Annotated in this window: 23 protein-coding genes; 21 read left to right on the top strand and 2 right to left on the bottom strand. The window is 44.0% G+C overall.

Annotated features, from left to right (window positions below):
• Positions 1 to 69: 69 nt before the first annotated feature.
• From IJE10_01645 to IJE10_01610, 8 genes are all read left to right on the top strand, one after another.
• Positions 70 to 984, top strand: coding sequence for an aldo/keto reductase (locus IJE10_01645; GenBank protein ID MBQ2966809.1), 915 nt, complete (start codon positions 70 to 72; stop codon positions 982 to 984).
• A 45-nt stretch (positions 985 to 1,029) separates the two neighbouring features.
• Positions 1,030 to 1,521 carry a Ureidoglycolate hydrolase gene (locus tag IJE10_01640; GenBank protein MBQ2966808.1) on the top strand — a complete coding sequence of 164 codons (492 nt, stop codon included), beginning with the start codon at positions 1,030 to 1,032 and terminating at the stop codon, positions 1,519 to 1,521.
• A 133-nt stretch (positions 1,522 to 1,654) separates the two neighbouring features.
• The gene (locus IJE10_01635) at positions 1,655 to 3,019 is read left to right on the top strand and encodes a DUF512 domain-containing protein (protein ID MBQ2966807.1); all 1,365 of its coding nucleotides are present in this window, start codon (positions 1,655 to 1,657) and stop codon (positions 3,017 to 3,019) included.
• Positions 2,973 to 4,298, top strand: coding sequence for a ribosome biogenesis GTPase Der (der, locus tag IJE10_01630; GenBank protein ID MBQ2966806.1), 1,326 nt, complete (start codon positions 2,973 to 2,975; stop codon positions 4,296 to 4,298). The genes IJE10_01635 and der overlap by 47 nt, the downstream gene beginning before the upstream one ends.
• A gap of 14 nt (positions 4,299 to 4,312) precedes the next feature.
• Positions 4,313 to 4,921 (top strand): glycerol-3-phosphate 1-O-acyltransferase PlsY, encoded by a 609-nt coding sequence (plsY, locus tag IJE10_01625; GenBank protein ID MBQ2966805.1) that lies wholly within the window; start codon positions 4,313 to 4,315, stop codon positions 4,919 to 4,921.
• A complete protein-coding gene (locus IJE10_01620) occupies positions 4,918 to 5,901 on the top strand; it encodes an NAD(P)H-dependent glycerol-3-phosphate dehydrogenase (protein ID MBQ2966804.1) in 984 nt (327 codons plus the stop codon). Before plsY ends, IJE10_01620 begins: the two co-directional genes overlap by 4 nt.
• 14 nt (positions 5,902 to 5,915) lie before the next feature.
• Positions 5,916 to 6,581: a hypothetical protein gene (locus tag IJE10_01615; protein MBQ2966803.1), complete on the top strand. Its 666-nt coding sequence runs from the start codon at positions 5,916 to 5,918 to the stop codon at positions 6,579 to 6,581.
• A gap of 49 nt (positions 6,582 to 6,630) precedes the next feature.
• Positions 6,631 to 7,416, top strand: a complete 786-nt coding sequence (locus IJE10_01610; GenBank protein MBQ2966802.1) for an HAD family hydrolase — start codon at positions 6,631 to 6,633, stop codon at positions 7,414 to 7,416.
• A 37-nt stretch (positions 7,417 to 7,453) separates the two neighbouring features.
• On the opposite strand, the gene IJE10_01605 is transcribed toward IJE10_01610, so the two are convergent.
• Entirely contained in the window at positions 7,454 to 7,858 is a 405-nt protein-coding gene (locus IJE10_01605) for a hypothetical protein (protein MBQ2966801.1), read from the bottom strand.
• Between the two features lie 125 nt (positions 7,859 to 7,983).
• Here IJE10_01605 and IJE10_01600 point away from each other — a divergent pair, with 125 nt between their 5' ends.
• The 12 genes from IJE10_01600 to queA are packed head-to-tail and all read left to right on the top strand — an operon-like array spanning position 7,984 to position 17,588.
• Entirely contained in the window at positions 7,984 to 8,706 is a 723-nt protein-coding gene (locus tag IJE10_01600) for a 16S rRNA (uracil(1498)-N(3))-methyltransferase (protein MBQ2966800.1), read from the top strand.
• An 18-nt stretch (positions 8,707 to 8,724) separates the two neighbouring features.
• On the top strand, positions 8,725 to 9,141 hold the full coding sequence (locus IJE10_01595) for a hypothetical protein (GenBank protein ID MBQ2966799.1): 417 nt from the start codon (positions 8,725 to 8,727) through the stop codon (positions 9,139 to 9,141).
• 54 nt (positions 9,142 to 9,195) lie between these two features.
• Positions 9,196 to 10,635, top strand: coding sequence for a nicotinate phosphoribosyltransferase (locus tag IJE10_01590; protein MBQ2966798.1), 1,440 nt, complete (start codon positions 9,196 to 9,198; stop codon positions 10,633 to 10,635).
• Positions 10,636 to 10,644: 9 nt separating this feature from the next.
• Positions 10,645 to 11,064 (top strand): transcription antitermination factor NusB, encoded by a 420-nt coding sequence (nusB, locus tag IJE10_01585; protein ID MBQ2966797.1) that lies wholly within the window; start codon positions 10,645 to 10,647, stop codon positions 11,062 to 11,064.
• Positions 11,057 to 12,262 (top strand): exodeoxyribonuclease VII large subunit, encoded by a 1,206-nt coding sequence (xseA, locus tag IJE10_01580; GenBank protein ID MBQ2966796.1) that lies wholly within the window; start codon positions 11,057 to 11,059, stop codon positions 12,260 to 12,262. The genes nusB and xseA overlap by 8 nt, the downstream gene beginning before the upstream one ends.
• 3 nt (positions 12,263 to 12,265) lie before the next feature.
• Positions 12,266 to 12,496, top strand: coding sequence for an exodeoxyribonuclease VII small subunit (xseB, locus tag IJE10_01575; GenBank protein ID MBQ2966795.1), 231 nt, complete (start codon positions 12,266 to 12,268; stop codon positions 12,494 to 12,496).
• Positions 12,493 to 13,368 (top strand): polyprenyl synthetase family protein, encoded by an 876-nt coding sequence (locus tag IJE10_01570; protein MBQ2966794.1) that lies wholly within the window; start codon positions 12,493 to 12,495, stop codon positions 13,366 to 13,368. The genes xseB and IJE10_01570 overlap by 4 nt, the downstream gene beginning before the upstream one ends.
• A gap of 5 nt (positions 13,369 to 13,373) precedes the next feature.
• A complete protein-coding gene (locus IJE10_01565; GenBank protein MBQ2966793.1) occupies positions 13,374 to 13,877 on the top strand; it encodes a cob(I)yrinic acid a,c-diamide adenosyltransferase in 504 nt (167 codons plus the stop codon).
• A 9-nt stretch (positions 13,878 to 13,886) separates the two neighbouring features.
• On the top strand, positions 13,887 to 14,756 hold the full coding sequence (locus tag IJE10_01560) for a DUF624 domain-containing protein (protein ID MBQ2966792.1): 870 nt from the start codon (positions 13,887 to 13,889) through the stop codon (positions 14,754 to 14,756).
• A complete protein-coding gene (locus IJE10_01555; protein MBQ2966791.1) occupies positions 14,753 to 15,184 on the top strand; it encodes a DUF523 domain-containing protein in 432 nt (143 codons plus the stop codon). The genes IJE10_01560 and IJE10_01555 overlap by 4 nt, the downstream gene beginning before the upstream one ends.
• Before the next feature lie 60 nt (positions 15,185 to 15,244).
• The gene (locus tag IJE10_01550) at positions 15,245 to 16,537 is read left to right on the top strand and encodes a SpoIID/LytB domain-containing protein (protein MBQ2966790.1); all 1,293 of its coding nucleotides are present in this window, start codon (positions 15,245 to 15,247) and stop codon (positions 16,535 to 16,537) included.
• Positions 16,538 to 16,550: 13 nt separating this feature from the next.
• Complete coding sequence (queA, locus tag IJE10_01545; GenBank protein ID MBQ2966789.1) at positions 16,551 to 17,588, top strand: tRNA preQ1(34) S-adenosylmethionine ribosyltransferase-isomerase QueA; 1,038 nt, start codon at positions 16,551 to 16,553, stop codon at positions 17,586 to 17,588.
• 43 nt (positions 17,589 to 17,631) lie between these two features.
• Here the strand turns inward: queA and IJE10_01540 are convergent, their stop codons facing one another.
• A complete protein-coding gene (locus IJE10_01540; GenBank protein MBQ2966788.1) occupies positions 17,632 to 20,088 on the bottom strand; it encodes a PBP1A family penicillin-binding protein in 2,457 nt (818 codons plus the stop codon).
• A 173-nt stretch (positions 20,089 to 20,261) separates the two neighbouring features.
• Between IJE10_01540 and nagA the strand changes: the two genes are divergently transcribed.
• A complete protein-coding gene (gene nagA / locus IJE10_01535; GenBank protein MBQ2966787.1) occupies positions 20,262 to 21,350 on the top strand; it encodes an N-acetylglucosamine-6-phosphate deacetylase in 1,089 nt (362 codons plus the stop codon).
• The last annotated feature ends 16 nt before the right edge of the window (positions 21,351 to 21,366 follow it).

Below are 21,366 nucleotides of genomic sequence, written 5' to 3'. Positions count from 1 at the left end.
ATTATACAGTCTTTACAGTAAGGTGTTGCGTATTGACTAAAACAAAGATAGAAAAAAAGGAGAGGGAAAATGAAAACAATAAAAATCGGAAATGCCTTTCAGGCATCGGCGGTTTCGCTCGGGTGCATGCGCATGGGCGGACTGGACGAAAAAAGAGTGGATGCCATTATGGATACGGCTTTGGAGCAGGGCATTAACTTTTTTGATCATGCGGATATTTACGGCAAAGGTCAGGCGGAAACGGTTTTTGGCGAGTATCTGAAACGGCATAAAGGACAGAGGGACAAAATGAAAATTCAGACCAAATGTGCCATCCGTCCCGGACAGTATGACTTTTCAAAAGAGCATATTTTAGAAGCGGTGGACGGAAGCTTATCCCGTCTTGGCGTAGACTATGTTGACGCATTGCTTCTTCATCGTCCTGATACGCTTATGGAGCCTGAAGAGGTGGCTGAAGCCTTTGATGCGCTACAAAATGCAGGAAAGGTTAAGCATTTTGGCGTATCCAATCATAATTTGATGCAAATCGAGCTTTTGAAAACTGCGGTGAAACAACCGCTAATTATCAATCAGCTTCAGTTTTCGGTGACCGAAGCGGGTTTAGTGACATCCGGCATGAATGTGAACATGAAAAATGCCGAGTCGGTTATGCATGACGGAGCTTTGCTGGAATACAGCCGAATAAAAAACATAACCATTCAGGCGTGGTCGCCTTTCCAGTACGGCTTTTTCAAAGGCAATTTTGTTGACAACGATGATTTCCCGGAACTGAATGCAAAGCTTGCTGAAATCGGTGAAAAATACGGTCTTCCCAAAACGGGCGTTGCGGCGACATGGATTTTACGACATCCGGCGAACATTCAGTTGATTGCTGGCACCATGAACCCTGAGCATCTTACGGAAATCTGTAAAGCATCGGACGTGAAGCTTTCGCGCTCCGAATGGTATGAAATTTACCGCGCGGCAGGTCATATGCTTCCTTGAAAATGTAAAATAAAGTGTATATAAAAATGAAAAGGAGAAGAGAAGATGAAAATTATAAAAGCACAACCGATTACCAAAGAGGCGTTTGCGCCTTTCGGGCAGTTTTATGCCATGGATAAGCCGGACGGCTATCCGCTTTGCGGCGAAATCCATAAATTTTTTCCGGACAGAATTGTAGCCGACAGCAACCACAGAGTGGGGTATTCGCCTATTGTGGTGCAAAAACCGGACAGAATGATTATCACACAGCAGGAGTATCACACTACCACCTGGGAAATGATTTTGCCCTTGAATGACGACATGATTGTCCATTGTGCGCCTGCGTCGGGCGGAGCAGTGGTTACAGACCATGTGCAGGCGTTTGTTGTGCCGAAAAACACACTTATTAAGATTAACTCTGCCATCTGGCATTTAGCACCGCTTCCGGTAAACAGCGACAGTCTTACTGCCATGATTATTCTGCCGGAATGCACATATGCAAACGACTGCACCGTAGTAGATTTAAAGCCGGAAGAGCAGTTTGAAATCGTAAAATAAAAAGAATAAAGATTAAAACAGGCGGACAGTGACTTTTGTCCGCCTATTTCTTGTTTTTTATTGACATTTTTTAGTTTTTATGCGATAATATAAGTTAAGAGTAGTTTGAGATTTTATGTACTTTGGAGGCTGTATGACAAAAATTGTGCAGGTTGAAGAAGGCAGTATCGCGCAAGAGGGCGGCATTGTTCCGGGCGATTATCTGGTTTCGGTCAACGGCGAGGAAATAAACGATATATTGCGCTTTAAATATCTGACTGCAGATGAAAGCTTTGAGCTGGAAATCCAAAAAGCGGACGGTTCGATTGAAGTGCTTGAAATATACAACGAATATGGCGAGGATTTGGGAATAACTTTTGAGTTTCCGCTCATGACCAAAGCGAAAAGCTGTGCCAACAAGTGTATTTTCTGTTTTATTGATCAGATGCCCAAGGGCATGCGCAAATCGCTGTATTTTAAAGATGATGATTCACGCCTTTCCTTTTTGCAGGGCAATTATGTAACCTTAACCAATCTTTCGGATAAGGAGATTGCAAATATTGCATCTATGCGCATGTCGCCTATTAACATTTCGGTACAGGTTACAGACCCTGAAAAACGCAAGTTTATGTTGGGCAACAAAAAAGCGGACAATTTACTTCCGCGGATGCGTCTTTTTAAAGAGTCGGGCATTGTAATGAATTGTCAGGTGGTTTTGTGTAAAGATATCAATGACGGTGCATACTTAGATAAAACTTTAACGGATTTAGAAGAACTGATTCCTGCGGTGTTCAGCATTTCGGTGGTGCCCTTTGGTGCAACCAAGTACAGAGAAAATTTGTATCCCATTGAGCTTTTTGATGGAGAAGAATGCAAAGCTGTTATTGCACAGGTCTCTGCATGGCAGGAAAAATTCTTAAAAAAATACGGCAGACGTACTGTCTACCTATCGGATGAATTTTACTTAAATGCAGGCGTAGAGCTTCCTGAATATGATGCGTACGAGGATTTTCCGCAGCTGGAAAACGGGGTAGGCATGATTCGGGTCACAGAAGATGAATTTTCAGATGCATTGCAAAGCATTGAAAGGGGTACACGCAAAAAAGTAACGGTTGCAACCGGAAAGCTTTGCGGAAATTTCCTGCGAAAGCTGATTGACAGGCTTCCCGATAACAACTGCACCGTATACGCTATTAAAAACGAATTTTTCGGCGAAACGGTTACCGTTTCGGGCTTGATTACGGGAAATGATTTGATTAATGCTTTAAAAGGCAAGGACTTGGGCGAAGCATTGATTATTCCAAGCAACATGCTTCGAGCCGACACAGATGTATTTTTAGATGATGTAACCGTTCCCGAGGTGGAACAGAAATTAAATTGCAAGGTACTGGTTTCGTATAACGGGTATGACCTGGCTGAAAAAATAGCAGGGGTAGACGGAGACGAAACAAGAAACAGCAGAAACGGAGGATATTATGAAACCGATAGTTGCGATAGTTGGGAGACCGAACGTAGGTAAATCGGCACTTTTTAATAAGCTTGCGGGAAGCCGTATCTCCATTGTGGAGGATACGCCCGGTGTTACCCGCGACCGTATTTACGCGCCCTGCGAATGGCTGACCCATTCCTTTATGATGATTGATACAGGCGGTATTGAGCCTAAAAGTGATGATACTATCTTACAGCAGATGAAGCGTCAGGCAGAAATTGCTATTGAAACCGCAGACGTTATTGTGTTTGTGGTGGATATCAAAACGGGTCTTACTTCATCCGACCACGATGTGGCGGCAATGCTTCAGAAAAGCGGTAAGCCCATTGTGCTTGTGTGCAATAAAGCAGACCATGCAGGTCCTGCACCCATGGAACTTTATGAATTCTATAACTTAGGCATCGGAGACCCCATGGCAATCTCTGCGGTGAACGGCTTAGGGCTTGGGGATATGCTGGACGAAATTGTTTCCCATTTCCCGGAAGACTATGACAAGGAAGAGGATACCGATACCATCAAGGTTGCGGTTGTGGGTAAGCCAAATGCCGGCAAATCCTCTCTGATTAATAAAATCTTAGGGGAGAACCGTGTGATTGTAAGTGACATTCCCGGTACAACCCGTGATGCGGTGGACGTTTTAACCACGGTGAACGGTCAAAAATATATGTTTACCGACACCGCAGGTTTGCGTAAAAAAGGCAAAATCAACGAAAATATTGAACATTATTCGGTTGTCCGTAGCTTAATGGCGGTTGACCGTTCGGATGTGGTTGTGCTGATGATTGATGCCATGGAAGGGGTAACCGAGCAGGATACCAAAATTGCAGGCTATGCCCATGACCAGGGCAAAGCCATTGTGGTTGCGGTAAACAAATGGGATCTGCCTGAAAAAGAAACCAACACCATGGCACAGTATAAGCTGACCGTAAAGGAAGGCTTAAACTTTATGATGTATGCACCCATTATCTTTATTTCGGCTAAAACCGGTCTTCGTTTGCCGCAGCTTTTTGAGCAGATTGCCTATGTATATGAGCAGAACAGAATGCGCGTGGCAACCGGTGTTTTGAACGATGTTTTAAACGAAGCGGTGCTTCGGGTACAGCCTCCGTCCGACAAGGGCAGACGTTTAAAGATTTATTATATGACCCAGGCAGCTATTCAGCCGCCTACCTTTATTCTGTTTGTAAACGACAGCGAGCTGGCACATTTTTCCTATGTGCGTTATATTGAAAATCAGGTGCGTGACACCTTTGGCTTAGAGGGAACGCCTCTGCGCTTCATTGTCCGCGAAAAGAATGAGAAGAAGTAAAGAGGGGAATAACTATGAACGTATTATACATTGTGTTATCCGCATTAATCGGCTACCTGCTGGGAAGCTTAAACGGCGCGCTGGTTATCGGTAAAATCAAGGGTGTTGACATCCGTACACAAGGCAGCGGTAATGCCGGTGCGACCAATGCAGTACGCATTTTAGGCAAGAAAACAGGTTATGTTGTGTTCCTGTTGGATTTCGTGAAAGGCATATTAGCGTGTGTTCTTTGTAAATTGCTGTTTGGCGATACCGAAGCGGTTTATGCCGGTCTTTTTGTGGTACTCGGTCATGTTTTTCCGTTGTACTATGGTTTCAGAGGCGGTAAAGGGATTTCGACTATTTTAGGGGTAATCGCCATCTGGGACTGGCGCATTTTCCTGATTGCTGCCATTTACATGGGTGTGATGATTTTGCTTACCAAAATTGTATCGGTAAGCACCCTTTCGGGTATTTTGTTGGCGACGATTCTTTTTGCGGTTTTGCATTTTGGAAACTTGCACTTAATTGTGGCGTCCTTTATCTTAACGGTTATTACGTTTGTGAAGCACAGAGAAAACATCAAAAGACTTTTAAACGGAACTGAAAATAAGTTCGGAAAAAAGAAACAGGAGAGTAAATAATGCGAATTGCGATATTAGGTACCGGGAGCTGGGGAACAGCTCTTGCCGTACAGCTGGCACAAAAGAACCATTCAGTTTGCATGTGGTCGGCATTCCCGCAGGAAATTGCGGAAATGAAAAAAGAGAGAAAGAATAAACTCTTGCCTCAGGCGGTTCTGCCCGAATCGGTGGATTTGACCGACAATCTGGAGCAATCCGTTCAGGATGCAGATTTTATACTGATTGCCGTACCGTCACATGTGGTAAAACTTGTTTGCACGCAGTTAAAGCCCTTTTATAAAAACCAGATTGTAATTTGTGTAGCAAAGGGCTTTGATGAAAACACACTGGAGCGGTTAACGGTTGTAATTTCAAACACATTGGAAACAGAAAACACTGTGCTTTTAACCGGTCCGACCCACGCGGAAGAAGTGGCAATCGGCTTGCCGACAGCCATCGTATCTTCCTGTGAGGATATTAAAAAAGCAGAAATTGTGCAGGATTTGTTTATTTCGCCCATGTTCCGGGTATATACCAACACCGATGTGATTGGTGCAGAGGTCAGCGGTGCATTGAAAAACGTTATTGCTCTTTGTGCCGGCATTTCTGACGGCTCGGGCTTTGGAGATAACACAAAGGCGGCACTTATGACTCGCGGCATGGCAGAAATTATAAGACTCGGCATTGCCATGGGTGGAAGAGCCGATACGTTCAGCGGACTTACGGGTATCGGGGACCTGATTGTAACCTGTACCAGTATGCACAGCCGTAACCGCAGAGCCGGTATTTTAATCGGAAAGGGTAAATCTTTAGAGGAGGCGCTTTCCGAGGTGGGCATGGTCGTAGAAGGGGTTAAATCCTGTAAAGAGGCATTCGCACTTTCAAAAAAGCACAACGTGGAAATGCCTATTGTTGAAACGGCTTATGCGGTACTTTATGAAGGGAAAAGCGCAAAAGAAGCGGTTTCTGAGCTGATGATGCGCAAGAAAAAAGAAGAATAACGGGGGATAGACAGGTGTACATTTATGTTACTGTGACTAGGACACCCTCTGTAGTCGGTAAAATGATTCGGGGCGTGTTACATAATGAATACAATCATATGTCTATCAGTCTGAACAAGGATTTAAGTGCGCTGTATTCTTTTGGCAGAGTATCCATTAAAAATTTTATCACGGCAGGGTTTATACGGGAGAGCTATTATACGTTGTCTTTAGGCGGTGCTTCCCCTGTAAACCTTTGCGTGTTCCGTATTCCGGTTACCCGTAAGCAGTATGAAGAGGTGCGTAATTTCATACGGGATGTGATGTATGATTCAGACGGTTACCTTTATAATCTGGCGGATGCTTTGGGAACAGTTTTCCGAAAGCCAATCCGTGTAAACAAGTGTTACACTTGCATTGAGTTTTGTAAGGATGCTTTGCATTATGCGGGAATTAAGGCGGCAAAGGATATTCGCTCCGAGCGCACCTTAGACGGTGTGCGCCAAAAGCTTGCACAATACATTGTGTATGAGGGCGAGTACAAAGCTTATCCCGGCGTTTTCTTAACCCGGACGGCAACCGATATGCGTTTTATGGAAAAACGCGGTTTTTATGCGGAAGTCAAGCACACGGCTGGCTTTGTGGGGAAATTTGCCAAAAGAGTCTATGTCAGCCGTCTGAATTGGTTGACTTTCTATTGAGTTTGATATATAATATATAGAAACACGCTAAGCAGAGAGAGGGAATTGTATGGGCGTTTTACAGGAGAAAAAAGGCTTTATTTGTGATATGGACGGTGTCATCTATCATGGCAACAATCTGTTGCCCGGGGTGACTGAATTTGTAAAGTGGCTGCAGGAAAGCGGAAAGGAATTCATTTTTCTGACCAACAGTGCAGAACGTACACCGACAGAACTGAGTCAAAAGCTAAAGCGCATGGGCTTGGAAGTGCCTGAAAAGCATTTTTATACCAGTGCGTTGGCAACAGCAGAATTTTTAGCTCATCAGAAGCCGAATTGCAGTGCGTATGTAATTGGGGAAGCAGGTCTGATGAATGCACTGTATGATCAGGGAATCTACATGAACGACGTGAATCCCGATTATGTGGTTATGGGGGATACCCGTACCTATAATTTCGAAAAAATTGAAAAAGCAATTGCGCTTGTGAACAACGGCGCAAAACTGATTGGTACAAATCCTGATATCACGGGACCTACCGAAAACGGCATCATGCCGGCAGTCGGTTCGCTGATTGCACCCATTGAAATTGCAACCGGTAAAAAAGCTTATTTTGTGGGTAAGCCCAATCCGCTGATGGTGCGCCACGCTATAAAAAGTTTAGGTTGTCACAGTGCAGAAACCGCGTTTGTGGGCGATCGCATGGACACCGATATTGTATCGGGACTTGAATCTATGATTGATACGGTGCTGGTTTTAAGCGGTGTTACGACCCTTGAAATGCTGCCGGATTTTCCGTATACACCGACCTATGTTTTAAACGGTGTGGGTGAAATCATGACCTGCGAAGCAAAATAAAAACGTCTGCAGAAATTCCGCAAACGTTTAAAGTATTTTAATTGTAAGAAGCGACGATGGTCAGAATGATAAACAAAAGGATGATACCCAAAACGTATATAAAACCTTTTGCAAGAAAACTAAAATAAGACATTTCGTCTTCGGGCGGTGCAAAGTTTTCTGCCTCGGAAAAATCGTATTCTTCCTCAGTTTTTGCCAGAATTTCTTTGGCTTCTTCCGCCTTAGAAGAGGGCGCCATAATCCGGATGGTCAGATTGCTTCTGCCACACATGGTTTTTGCGGCACCGCTTTCTCCGGGGAAGGATAAAAAGGCAGGAATGCCGAAAGCACGCAATTTGGATATGAAAATGTCTGCTTCAAATTCATTGTTGGTGCAAAGAATTTCTACTGCATCACCCAGATCTTCAAAAGCAGTATCGTTTACGTTTTTTTCATCCATCATACAAATCAAACCACCTTTCGGGTTTTTATTATATCCCAAAAGAGTGAAAGTTTCAAGTATTTTTGAGAAATTTTAAAAATTAGGTTGACAAATTCGTCAGAAAATAGTAAAATTTAAGGTGTAATATGCATAGATGTTTTGTTGATTTTCAAATTTATGAAAACAAAGAGATTTTAGTTTCGGGCGACGAAGGAAAGCATATGAGTCGCGTGATGCGCTTCAAGCCGGGTGATTCGGTGGAGGTTTGCGACGGATCGGGCTATACCTATCCCGGAACGATTACGGTCGTAACCAAAAACGACGTTACTGTTAAAGTAGGGCAGGCTGTAAAAGACGACTCGGAGCCTGCAACAAAGGTTATGTTGTTTGCGGGACTTTCTAAGGGCGCTAAAATGGAGCTTGTTATTCAAAAAAGCGTAGAGCTTGGCATCACGGCAGTTGTGCCGGTAGAAACCGAGTTTGCGGTTGCAAAAGAGGGCAAGCCCGAGCGCTGGCAACGGATTGCGTTTGAAGCGGCAAAGCAGTGCAAAAGACCTACAGTTCCGAAAATTTATGATGCCGTATCCTTTGATGAGGCTTTAAAAATGCTTCAGGATTGTGATGCAGGCATTTGTGCTTACGAAAAGGAACGGACAGTAGGTATAACAGAGGTATTAAACACAGTTCAGCCGGGTGGGACCTGCGGTATATTTGTCGGTCCCGAGGGTGGATTTTCCGAAAAGGAAATCGAAAAGCTTTCAGACGGCGGAATATCTGTGGTTTCGTTGGGTAAACGTATTTTAAGAACCGAAACGGCGGCAATTGTGATGCTCACGGTTGTTATGCATTGTTTCGGGGAATTAGATTGACAAGGAGGACTATCTTAAATGGCGAAGAAACCTGAAAATGAGCAAGTGGTAAACCGCTTTTTGTTATCAACAGTATATGCAATTATTGCAGCGATGGGGCTTTATTATTTAAATGCACTCGCCACTTATCAGAATGTGCTTTTGGCATGGAACATCTTCGGATTTATGTTCTGGGGTGGCATAGTTGGTTTTGTTGCATTCATTGCAGTCCGACTCATTCTGCGTAAAAAGCTTACATGGTACTATCCGGTGATGTTTGCTGTAATTGCACTTTCCGGTTTGTTTTTGAGATTAAACGGACAATTTCCTGCAAGCATTAACAACATGTCGCATCGTATTATGATTATAGGGGTAGTGCTTGCCTTGCTGTATATTTACGAGCTTATTGTGTATTTTTTACGCGTAAACAAAGTAGACAATAATAAAAAACAGTGAAAAAGGGCGAGGAAATCTCGCCTTTTTTGTTGTTGAGGCAGAAAGGAATTTTAAATGATTGATTCTAAAATAAATCTGACCATGTTGACAGACTTTTACGAATTGACCATGACAAACGGCTATTTTGAGTATGGTATGGACAGTCGTATTGGTTGTTTTGATATGTTTTTCCGCAAAATTCCCGATGATGGCGGCTTTGCAATCATGGCAGGCGTGCAACAGCTTTGTGATTATATTAAAGAATTGCATTTTACTGATGCGGATATAGAATTTTTGCGGAGTAAAAAAATCTTTTCAGAAAGATTTTTGCAGTATTTAAAGAATTTTAAGTTTTCCTGTGATGTATGGGTTGTGCCGGAAGGGACGCCGATTTTTCCGCAGGAGCCTATTGTGATTGTACGCGGTCCTATGATTCAGGCGCAGTTTGTGGAAACTATGATTTTGTTGACCGTTAATCATCAGAGCCTGATTGCAACCAAGACCAACCGTATCGTAAGGGCAGCAGAGGGAAAACGTGTTGTGGAGTTCGGTTCCAGACGCGCCCAAGGTCCCGACGCGGCGGTGCTTGGTGCCAGAGCGGCATATATTGGCGGTTGCGACGGTACGGCATGTACGGTGGCGGAACAATTATACGGCATTCCGGCAGTAGGAACTATGGCACACAGCTGGATTCAGGCGTTTGACAGTGAGTACGAAGCTTTTAAGGCATATGCTTCGCTGTATCCGCATAGCTGTGTGTTGCTGGTAGACACCTTTAATGTTTTAAAATCAGGTGTTCCCAATGCCATTAAAGTGTTTAAAGAAGTGTTAGAGCCTTTGGGTGCAAGACCAAAAGGTATTCGTATTGACAGCGGTGATATTACGTATCTTTCCAAAAAGGCAAGAGTGATGCTGGACGAGGCAGGTTTTTCAGACTGCACAATCATGGCATCCAATTCCCTGGATGAGCATATCATCCGCGGAACATTACGTCAGGGGGCGAAAATTGATGCGTTCGGTGTAGGCGAACGGCTAATCACCTCAAAATCCGAGCCGGTTTTCGGAGGCGTGTATAAGCTGGTGTCTGTAGAAAAGGACGGCGTGGAAATTCCAAAAATCAAAAAGAGTGAAAATGTGGCAAAAATCACAACTCCGGGCTTTAAAACGCTATACAGACTGTACGAAAAGGATTCGGGCAAGGCGATTGCGGATGTGGTAACCTTGTTTGGTGAGCAGATTGATGACACCAAGCCCTATACCATTTTTGATCCTGAGTACACATGGAAAAAGAAAACCTTAACGGATTTTACAGCCCGCAAGCTTTTGGTGCAGGCGTTTGATAAAGGGGACTGCGTGTACCCGGAATATTCTCTGCAGGAAATCCGCACATACTGCAAACAGCAGGTGGATAGCCTTTGGGATGAAGTGATGCGGTTTGAAAATCCCCACAAATACTATGTGGATTTAAGCCAAAAGCTTTGGAATATGAAGCATAAATTACTGGAAGAGAATTAGGAGGAAATTATGGGTCGTAAGGAAGCAAGAGACGGTGCGTTTAAAATGCTTTATCAGCTGGATATTAACAGCAACGAACCGGGAAAAGCAATGGAAGATTTCTTTGCGGAATACAATTATACAAAAGGTGATAAGGAATATATTGCAGACGTGGTAAACGGCGTGCTTGCAAAAAAAGAGGAAATTGACGGTATTCTTTCAGGTGCGGTGAAAAGCTGGACCTTAAACCGCATTTCAAAGGTAGACAAGGCGTTGTTGCGTCTTGCGGTATATGAAATCTATTTCCGTGAGGATATTCCGGACAGCATTTCTATATTTGAAGCAGTAGAATTGGCAAAAATTTACGATTCTCCCAAAGCGGGCGGGTTTGTAAACGGTTTGCTTCGCGGTGTGCTCCGCAAGAAGGAAGAGGAAGCAAAGAGTGAGTGAGCGCATTTTAAGTGTTTCTGAATTAAACGGATACATCAAACGCGTTTTAGACACCGATCTTTTACTTTCGGGTCTTTGGGTCAAAGGTGAAATTTCAAATTTTAAGCACCATACGTCAGGGCATCTGTACATGACGTTGAAGGATGCAGGCGGTGCTGTGCGTGCAGTCATGTTTAAAAATGCCGCAATGCGTTTGAAATTCAAGCCCGAGGACGGCATGAAGGTCGTGGTGTTTGGGCGCGTTTCGGTTTTTGAAAGTGCCGGACAGTATCAGGTGTACATCGAGGCAATGCAACCCGATGGCGTAGGCGCCCTTTATGTGGCATACGAACAGCTTAAGGCGAAGCTGGAAGCGGAAGGCTTGTTTTCAGAAACGCATAAGGTTGAAATTCCGTATATTCCGCAAAAAATTGCGGTGATAACTTCTCCGACCGGTGCAGCAATCCGGGATATTTTAAATGTACTGAATCGGCGGTTTCCGCTAGCAGATGTGGTGGTCTGTCCTGTTTTGGTGCAGGGGGACGGTGCGGCAGAGCAAATTGCAAAAGCAATTGCGTATGTCAACGCCAATGCCCTTGCAGATGTAATCATCACAGGCCGTGGCGGTGGTTCTATTGAGGATTTGTGGGCGTTTAACGAAGAGATTGTGGCAAGAGCCATTTATGCTTCCGAGATTCCCATCATTTCGGCGGTCGGTCATGAAACGGATTTTACCATTGCCGATTTTGTAGCAGATTTGCGGGCACCAACGCCTTCAGCAGCGGCAGAGCTTGCAACCCCATCCATGACAGAAATTTCGGGTGTGCTGGCAGGTTTTCTTGAACGGATGCGCGGAAGTGCTTTGCGCAAAATTGATTTAAACCGTGCACTTGTGCAACAGCTGGCAGGCAGAATCTCTAAAGACGGTGTGCTTTCGGCATACGATAAAAAAAGACTGATTATTGATGCCGATATGCAACGGGCTTTGCGTGCTTTAGAAAATGCATTGGCAAACAAAAAAGAGCAGTTCGCAAAAAATGTGGCAAAGCTGGAATCTTTAAGCCCGTTAGGCGTTTTAAGCCGTGGTTACAGCGTAACTAGGACTGATACGGGAAACGTGGTTCGGAAAACAGAGGATGTTTGTGTAGGTGATGCCTTGGAAACGGTGCTGACAGACGGCTTGGTTTGTTCGAAAGTTACTAAGGTGGAAAGGAAATAGAAAATGGCAGAAAAGAAATTTGAAGCGCATATGGAGCGCTTGAATACAATTGTACAGAAGATGGAAAGCGGTACGGGAGATTTGGATGAAATGCTGTCTCTTTATGAAGAGGGCGTAAAAATTTCTAAAATCTGTAACAAAATGTTAGATGATGCACAGCAGAAGGTAACCGTTCTTTCCAAAGGCGAAAACGGATTGGAAGAAGTAGTTTTTGAAGGAGAAGAAAACGGATGAAACGCTTTGAGCAATATAAAAGCAAAATCGAAGCTTATCTCTTAAAGCTTCAGCAACAGATGTTGGAGGAATCGGGGTATTACAAGGAACTGACTGATTCCATGTGCTACAGCTTAAAGGCAGGCGGAAAACGTATCCGTCCTGTCATGCTTCTTGCGGCATGTGAAATGGCAGGCGGAGATGTGGAAAAGGCATTACCCTTTGCGGCAGCGATGGAAATGATTCACACAAGCTCGCTGATTCATGACGATTTGCCTGCTATGGATAATGATGATTTAAGACGTGGTAAGCCGACCAACCATAAAGTGTACGGCGAAGCGACAGCGCTTTTGGCAGGGGATGCCATGCTGCTATATCCCTTTGAGCTGATGGCAAAGTCTGTTACCGATATCAAGCAGGTGCGTGCTATTTCTATCATTGCGGAAAGCGCAGGCTTGCATGGCATGTGTGGCGGACAGATGATTGATTTGTACTACGAGGGCAAAAAAGCAGATGCGGATGTGATTTCGCAATTGAACCGTTTAAAAACCGGTGCACTCTTTAAAGCCTCGGTTTGTGCAGGGATTGCGCTTGCAGGCGGTTCAGAAGAAGAAATCCGTGCAGGTGAAGTGTATGGTGATAACATCGGTATGGCGTTCCAGTTGGTGGATGACCTACTGGACAATGACCCGGATGCAGATACCGGAAAAACCAAGGGGAGCGACATCGCAAGTGGTAAGAGTACTTACCTTTCTGTGTATGGCGCTGAAAAGTGCAAAGAATTGATTGCATCCTGTACGAAAGATGCGGCAAAAGCACTAAGCGATGCGTTCGGCGAAAAGGCTTCGTTCCTGATTTCGCTTGCACGACAAATGGAAAACAGAAATAATTAAAGGGGATAATTATCGTGGCAATTCACATTTATACCGGTGATGGTAAAGGAAAAACCACCTGCGCCGCAGGATTGGCTGCAAGGTGTGCCGGATACGGTAAAAAGGTGCTGTTTTATCAGTTTTTAAAATGTGAGCCGTCGGGCGAATGTATTACATTGGCTGAGGCGGTTGAATTTCATTGTGTAAAAGAAAAATTCGGATTTGTTTGCAACATGACTGACTCTGAAAAAGAAGAACTGAAAGAAAAAACACGAGTGCTTTTCTTTGCGGCATGCAACAGCGAATGTGACATGCTGGTGCTGGATGAAATTCTGGGTGCAGTTGCTTGCGGATTTATTGAAGAACAGGAATTATTGCAGTTTTTAAAGAATGCACATTGCGAAGTGGTTCTGACCGGTAGAGATGCATCGGAAGAATTGATTGAAGCAGCGGATTATGTAACCGAAATGCAGCAGGTAAAGCACATCTATGATCGGGGTATTTCTGCAAGACGCGGTATTGAGTTTTAGGAGGAAAATATGGGCTTATACAGTTGGGTAAAACCAAAACCGATGCCGGAAGGCAAAGGGGTATCGAAAGAAAAAGAAGCACCGATTAAGGTGTATTTTGGCGTTATACAGAGAAAATGGGGACGCATGATTGCATTGGGCGCAACGCAGTTTGTGGCATCCCTTCCGGTACTGGCATTTGCTGTGTTTGCACTTTTTGGAATGTATGCATTTCACACCAGACCGGTTGACGGTGCGATTGTATATGGTAACATGTTGCAGTTTATGCTGATTTGTATACCGCTGATTGCCTTAATTTCGGGACCTGCTACCATGGGTGTTACATATGTTTTGAGAAACTATGCCCGTGAACAGCATTCCTGGGGATTCAGCGATATGCTGGAAAAGGCATCGAAAAACTATAAGCAGGGCTTTTGGGTTGGCTTAATCAACAGTGTTTTTGTGCTTTTTATGGTTTGGATGTATTATTATTACGGCAGCATGAACGGTGAAATGAAGCTAACCATTGTAAACTACATCATTCTTGTTCTTATGGGTTTGTTTTTGATGATGCGAAGCTACTTGTATCCTATGGCGGTGTCTTATCAGGTAAGCTTAAAGGATTTGTACAGATATTCTATGGCACTTGTATTCATAAAGCTTCCGCAAAATCTGCTGTTACAGCTGGCATCGGCAGCTGTGATTGCACTTGCCTTTGCGATTTATCCGACTATCGGCATCTTCCTTACTGCTTTTGGCGGTATGGCGTTTGTGGGGTATACACATATCTTTTACATAGACAGAGTGTTGCTTCAGAATATGGATGAAGAAAACGAAAAGGATTATGAATTGCTGAAGGAAAAGCAAAAGAAAACAAAGAAAAAGGGGAAAAAGGCATGATTTTAGTCAGTGCTTGTCTGTTGGGCGAAAAATGCAAATACAATGGCTCTGACAATAAAAACGATGCGGTTATACAGTTTCTGAAAGGGAAAAGGTATGTGGCGGTGTGTCCTGAAATGATGGGCGGATTGCCTGCACCTCGTTTACCCTCGGAAATTGTAGACAAAAAGGTAATTCAAAAAGACGGCACAGATGTGACCGCCTTTTTTGAAGCCGGTGCAAAGCAAGTGGCAGATATGGCGGAAAAATATAATGTAAAGCTTGCAATTTTAAAGGCAAACAGTCCAAGCTGTGGAGCAGGAAGCATTTATGACGGCACGTTTTCGGGTACACTTATAGCGGGGAACGGCATTACTGCTGAAAAGCTTTTAAAAATGGGAATTGCAGTAAAAACAGAGAAAGAACTTGAAAAAGAAGTAAATTCGTGATAAAATAAAACTGACAGTTGTTGTCGAAAAAGAGAAACGGATGAAAAAAGAGGTACTTTTATGAAAAAAACAGTCAGCTTTTTACTTTTGATTGTTATGCTTTGCAGTTTTTGCAGTATACAAAGCTTTGCGGTTACCGTGCCCGAAATGGTTCGCGTGGGCATCTATTTCGGATCATCGGCGTTAAGCTCGGTTACGGTTTCCGCGGACGGCGGTGTGTATCTGCGGTGTGATGGTACAGACTTGGGATGGCTGGCATCGGCAACCATTTCCCAGTCCGATAAAAACTGGTACATTACCGGTGGAGCACAGCCTGTAACCTTTTATGGCGAAAAAATGACTGTCATGAGCGCAGGTGGATTACTGACGGTAAAAAACAAGCATTACCGCGGTGAAATCGAGCTTGTGCCTAAGGGCTCGGCTATAACGGTTGTAAACCACTTGAATATTGAAGAATATTTGTATGGCGTGGTTCCGCTGGAAATGTCCACAGGATGGCCCATGGAGGCGTTAAAGGTGCAGGCAGTTTGTGCCAGAACCTTCGTGGCGCGCAGTAAGGATAAATATAAGTCTCAGGGCTTTGACGTGTACAATACCACCATGTCGCAGGTATATGGCGGTGCAGATGTGGAAAAGGCAGATACCAATCAGGCTGTAAATGAAACAAAAGGGCAGGTAATTACTTATAATGGTGCGCTGATTGAAGCACTGTATTCTTCTGCAAGCTCTAATTGCAGAACCTTCAATGTAGAAAATGTCTGGGGATATCCGTTTGACTATCTTGTGAGTGTAGATGATTCCTATCAGGCGATTGCCAAGCCGGACAGCCATGCATGGGAGGAGAATTTCACCATTGCAGAATTGCAGAGTATCGCAGACCGCAATGGCATGAACATCGGAACGTTTACCGATTTGTACGTCAGCATCTATTCGGATGATGGGGCTGTGAAGGAGCTGACCTTTGCAGGTACAAACGGTACATATACGTTTAAAAACATTGATACGAGAAATAAGCTTGGTTTAAGAAGCCAAAGCTATGAAATTATTAAAAATTATGCTCCCGGCTCGGGTGGCGGTGTTACCGTGCTCGGTGCCAGCGGGAAAACCTTTGCGGGTAACCCTAGCAGTTTAGACAAAAACGGCGTGCTTGGTGGTGTAAGCCGTATATTAGGTGCTACAGGAAAGGTGGATGCCAATGCGGGTGCAAAGGTTGAATCCTATACGTTAAAAGGCACCGGATACGGGCACGGTGTTGGTATGAGCCAGTATGGTGCAAAAGGTATGGCAATGTCCGGGTTTACCTATGATCAGATTATCAAGCATTATTATACAGGAGTGACCATCACTCCGTAACGAAAGGACAAAAATGAAAACAGGATTTCAGTTAAAGGATTATTACTATGATTTGCCGGAAGAACTGATTGCGCAGACGCCGCTTGAGGACAGAAGCTCCTCGCGCCTTATGGTGCTTGACAGACAGACCGACGGTATATCCCATAAGCATTTTAAAGATTTATTGGATTTTCTGCAGGCAGGGGACTGTCTGGTTTTAAATGACACAAAAGTACTGCCGGCACGTTTGTACGGTGTAAAAGAAGAAACGGGTGCTCATGTGGAGGTTGTGCTTTTAAAGCGTTTGACTGATACCCGATGGGAGGTTATGACAAGACCCGGCAAGAAAACCCGTCCCGGAGCAAAAATCGTATTTGGTGATGGTAGCTTACGCTGTACGGTGGACGGTGTTGCTGAAGATGGTCTAAGAACCGTAAATTTTGCGTTTGACGGCATTTTTGAAGAGGTGCTTGACCGATTGGGGCACATGCCTTTGCCACCTTATATAACCGAAAAATTGGAAGACAAAAACAGATACCAGACGGTATATGCAAAAAATACCGGCTCAGCAGCAGCACCCACGGCGGGCTTGCATTTTACGCCCGAGCTTTTAAAGCAAATCGAAGAAAAGGGTGTTAAAATTGCGTATCTGACGTTGCATGTGGGCTTAGGCACCTTCCGTCCTGTGAAAGTAGAGGATATCACAACCCACAAAATGCACAGTGAATTTTATGAAATCACACAGGAAACGGCAGATGTAATCAACAGCACAAAAAAGAATGGTGGACGTGTTTTTGCGGTAGGAACCACTTCTACAAGAACACTGGAAACGGTTGCGTCCGAAAAGGGTGAAATTACCGCATCCCATGGCTGGACAGATATCTTTATTTATCCCGGATATCGCTTTAAAGCGGTGGATTGCCTGATTACCAACTTCCATTTGCCCGAATCCACACTTCTGATGCTGGTCAGTGCGTTGTATGACCGTACAAAGGTCCTGGAAGCTTACAAGCAGGCGGTGGAGCAGAAATACAGATTCTTTTCCTTTGGAGATGCAATGCTTATTCTATAAAAAAAGGTCAGATGCCTAAGGCATCTGACCTTTTAAATTGCTGCTAATGTTGTTCAGGAGCGGGAAGCGTTGGGTTATTTCCCTGTTCCTTTTTTGTTTCCGTGTTCGAAGATGTTGTTGTTTTCTCATCAGCTTCCGAACTCTGTTGTTTTTCTATAGTGGCATTTTCAGGTTTGTCTGTTTTTTCCGCGGAATCGTCATTGTTGCCGGGGGTCTTATCCTTTGTTGTGTCATCTCCGGTAGTCGGTTTTCGTTTCTGCGCGTCAGAATATACAGTTCCGTCACCATGTGTTGAGCAGGTTGGGGTGTTTGAATCCACGAACATTACGCGTGTTTCCAAAGCGTCTGACGGACATGCACTGCATGCAATCATGTCGGTGGTTGTGTCAATCTGAACGGACTTGTGACCGTCGCAGGTTTCTGTAGGTGCAACCGCTTTGCTCATGTGTTGTGTTTCAACACGGGAACCACGGTGATCCTTAGAGCACAAATCGCTTGCAAGCAGACCACTGTCAATACAAATGCGGACTGCAGACACACCTTCGGGCGCATCAAACTGCTTCGGAGGTAATCCTTCGTGAATGCGCGACATAACATTTTTCCACAAAATCATTGCGGGGTTTGAACTATAGCCGTTAATGGTTTTTGCAATGTCATAACCAAACCAAACACCGCCGACATAATAAGGGGTAATACCCATGAACCAACGGTCCTTGTAGTCGTCGGTCGTGCCGGTCTTGCCGCCGATATAGTAATCATAAGAGAAAATTGCACCATAGCCGGTACCACCGGTTACAACAGTTCTTAAACAATTGAGCATAGAATATGCGGTTTCGTCCGACATGGCAACCGAGCTGTCTTTACGGCGTTCCAGAATTACGTTTCCGTCTTTGTCGGTAACCTTACTATAAGAGTAAGGCTTTACATAAATACCGCTGTTTGCAAAGGTGGTGTAGGCAGCTGTCATTTCCAGTACGCTGACACCGTTTGTCAGGCCACCGCAGGCCAAGGGCGCTGCAGCCTTGTCGTTTGGATGCATGCTTGTAAAGTTTAAGTTGTTTACCATGAAATCAAAAGAGTTTTCATAGCCAACCTTCTGTAAGGCTTTTACAGCAACAATGTTTGAAGAAACGGTAATTGCGGCTTTTACCGAAATGGGACCGCTGTGTCCACCGGAGGAGTTGCGGAATCTGTGCCCGTCAACAACCAAAGGTTCGTCCACAAACATATTGTTGGGTGTAAATTTCTTGTATTCAAAGCCGGGCGCATAAACGGATAACGGTTTTATGGCAGAACCGGGCTGACGCAGAGTCTGGGTTGCACGGTTTAAAGTAAACGCGCCTTCCTTTTCGCCTAATTCACCGCGCATGCCGACAATAGCACCGGTGGAGGGGTCTATAATTACAATGGAGGACTGAACCGGATTGTCAGGATTGTAGGAAGAAAGATATTTTGAAGGGTTGTCATACACTTCATCAATAGCATCCTGAACACTTAAATCCAGTGTGGTGTAAATCTGAAGACCGCCACTGTATACCATGTTAGTGGCAACAGTTTCGCTTACGCCAAGCTCAGTCTGAATGTCTGCGATAACCTCATTAAGCATATGGTCTGCAAAAGTAGACTGGCTGGAGGTTTTGGAAATCTCATTGTTCTGAATGTTGAGCTTTTCGTTTACAGCTTCATCATACTGTTCTTTTGTAATCATTTCCAGATCCAGCATTTTCATCAGAACAACCTCTTGCTTGTCTTTGTTGTTCTGCGGATTTAAAATAGGATCGTACTGGGAAGGAAACTGTGTGATGCCTGCAAGAGAAGCACATTCCGCAAGGGTCAGGTCCTTTACTTCCTTGCCGAAATATTTTTCGGCAGCGGTTTTAACACCGTTACAGCCCTGGCTGAGATAGATTGTGTTTAAATACAGTTCAAGAATCTGATCTTTACTCAGGTGCTTATCCATATCAATTGCACGGAAGATTTCGTAAATTTTTCGCTCTGCAGATTTTTCATTTTCGCCGGTTAAGTTTTTAACCAGCTGTTGGTTGATGGTACTGCCGCCGTAAGAGGAGCTTTTGTTAAAAATGAAGTTATAGGTTGCTTTGAAGGTACGGGGTAAGTCAAACCCGCTGTGATCGTAAAAACGCTCATCTTCAATTGCCACAAATGCATTTAAAAGATCCTGCGGAATGTCATCAAAGTTAATCCAGAGCCTGTTCTCTTCGCCGTGAATCTGGTCATATTCAACCGGATTGCCGTCTTCGTCCAGAGCATAAATGATGGAGGAGTAGTCCAGCTCACGGGTGGAAACAGATGCGTAGTCAAAGGGCATGGTGTCAATGGCATGGTTATATAACAGCGTGCCGATAATTAAAACCGCAAGCACGGAAAAAACAAAAAGAAAAATGATAAAGTTGCGGATAAAACGCCATACGGGCGACCACTTGCTTCTTTTCTTTTCGGGCTTTGGGGTTTCAGCAGAGGATGTTTTTCTTTTGAACATAAGCATTTACCTTTCCATAACTCAAGATATTATATATTATACACCTAAATTTTAAAAAAAGCAACTATTTTTATATAAGAAGAAAATATTTTTATGAATTGACAAAAAAGAGTGCATATGCTATAATAATATGAATTATGATATACACGAAAAATCAAAAAGGAGAAGAAGAAATGATACTTTCCGGATACAAGGTTTTGGATGAAAATTTTCATTTTGTCCCGCTGACACTTACATATGAAGACAAAATTATCGGAATGGAACCTGAAGAAACGCAAGAATTTAAAGGGTATATTATTCCGGGTCTTGTGGATGTGCATACACACGGTGTAGTCGGGCAGGATGCCATGATAATAGAAAACTATGAAGAATACATTTATTACATGTATTCTAAAGGCATCACAACCTTTTATCCCACATCGGTTACTGCAACCGATGCGGATATGGAAGAAATGGTACTTTTCTTCAAGGATAAAAAGGAAATAAAAGGACTGAATATCGAAGGACCATATCTTAATGCAAAAATGCGCGGTGCACATGTGGAGTCTCTGGTGCGTGAAGGGGATATCGGCTTTTTATACCGGTTACAGGAGCTTTCGGGAAATAAGATTAAACTGATTACGGTAGCACCTGAAATCGGACAGAATCTGGAGTTTATTGCAAAGGCTTCGGAAATGGGTATCAAAGTATCATTGGGACATACGGCATGCGACTATGAAACGGCAGTTACCGCGTTTAATGCAGGTGCAGACCATGTTACACATCTTTTTAATGCAATGAATCCGTTACATCACAGAAAAAGCGGATTAATCGGTGCTGCCTTTGACAAGCCTTTTTATGTGGAAATTATCGGAGACGGTATTCATGTGGTGCCCGAGGTGGTACGCATGGCGTATAAACTGCTTGGCAGTGACCGTATGATTCTGATTTCGGATTGTATGGCGGCAACCGGTCTTGAAGACGGAGAATATATGCTTGGCGATATGCATGTAACGGTAGAGGACAGTATTGCCCGTACCGATGACGGTGCCTTGGCAGGCAGTACTTCTACGGTTTATGATATGGTGCGTTCTGTATCAAAGATGGGTATTCCGTTGGAAGAGGCGGTGCGCATGGCAACCGAAACCCCGGCAAAATCTGTAAATGAAACGGATATCGGCATCTTAAAACCCGGTATGCGGGCGGATTTTGTGATTCTGGATAAGGATTTTGAAGTTGTACAAACTGTAAAAGACGGACAGATTGTCTATTCGGCTTATTGAAAAAAGGAGATTGGAA

The organism is Clostridia bacterium (assembly GCA_017410375.1).
In the GTDB taxonomy this organism is placed as follows: domain Bacteria; phylum Bacillota; class Clostridia; order RGIG6154; family RGIG6154; genus RGIG6154.
The sequence above is the reverse complement of the archived record's forward strand: the minus strand, read 5'-3'. Positions and strand labels throughout refer to the sequence as shown.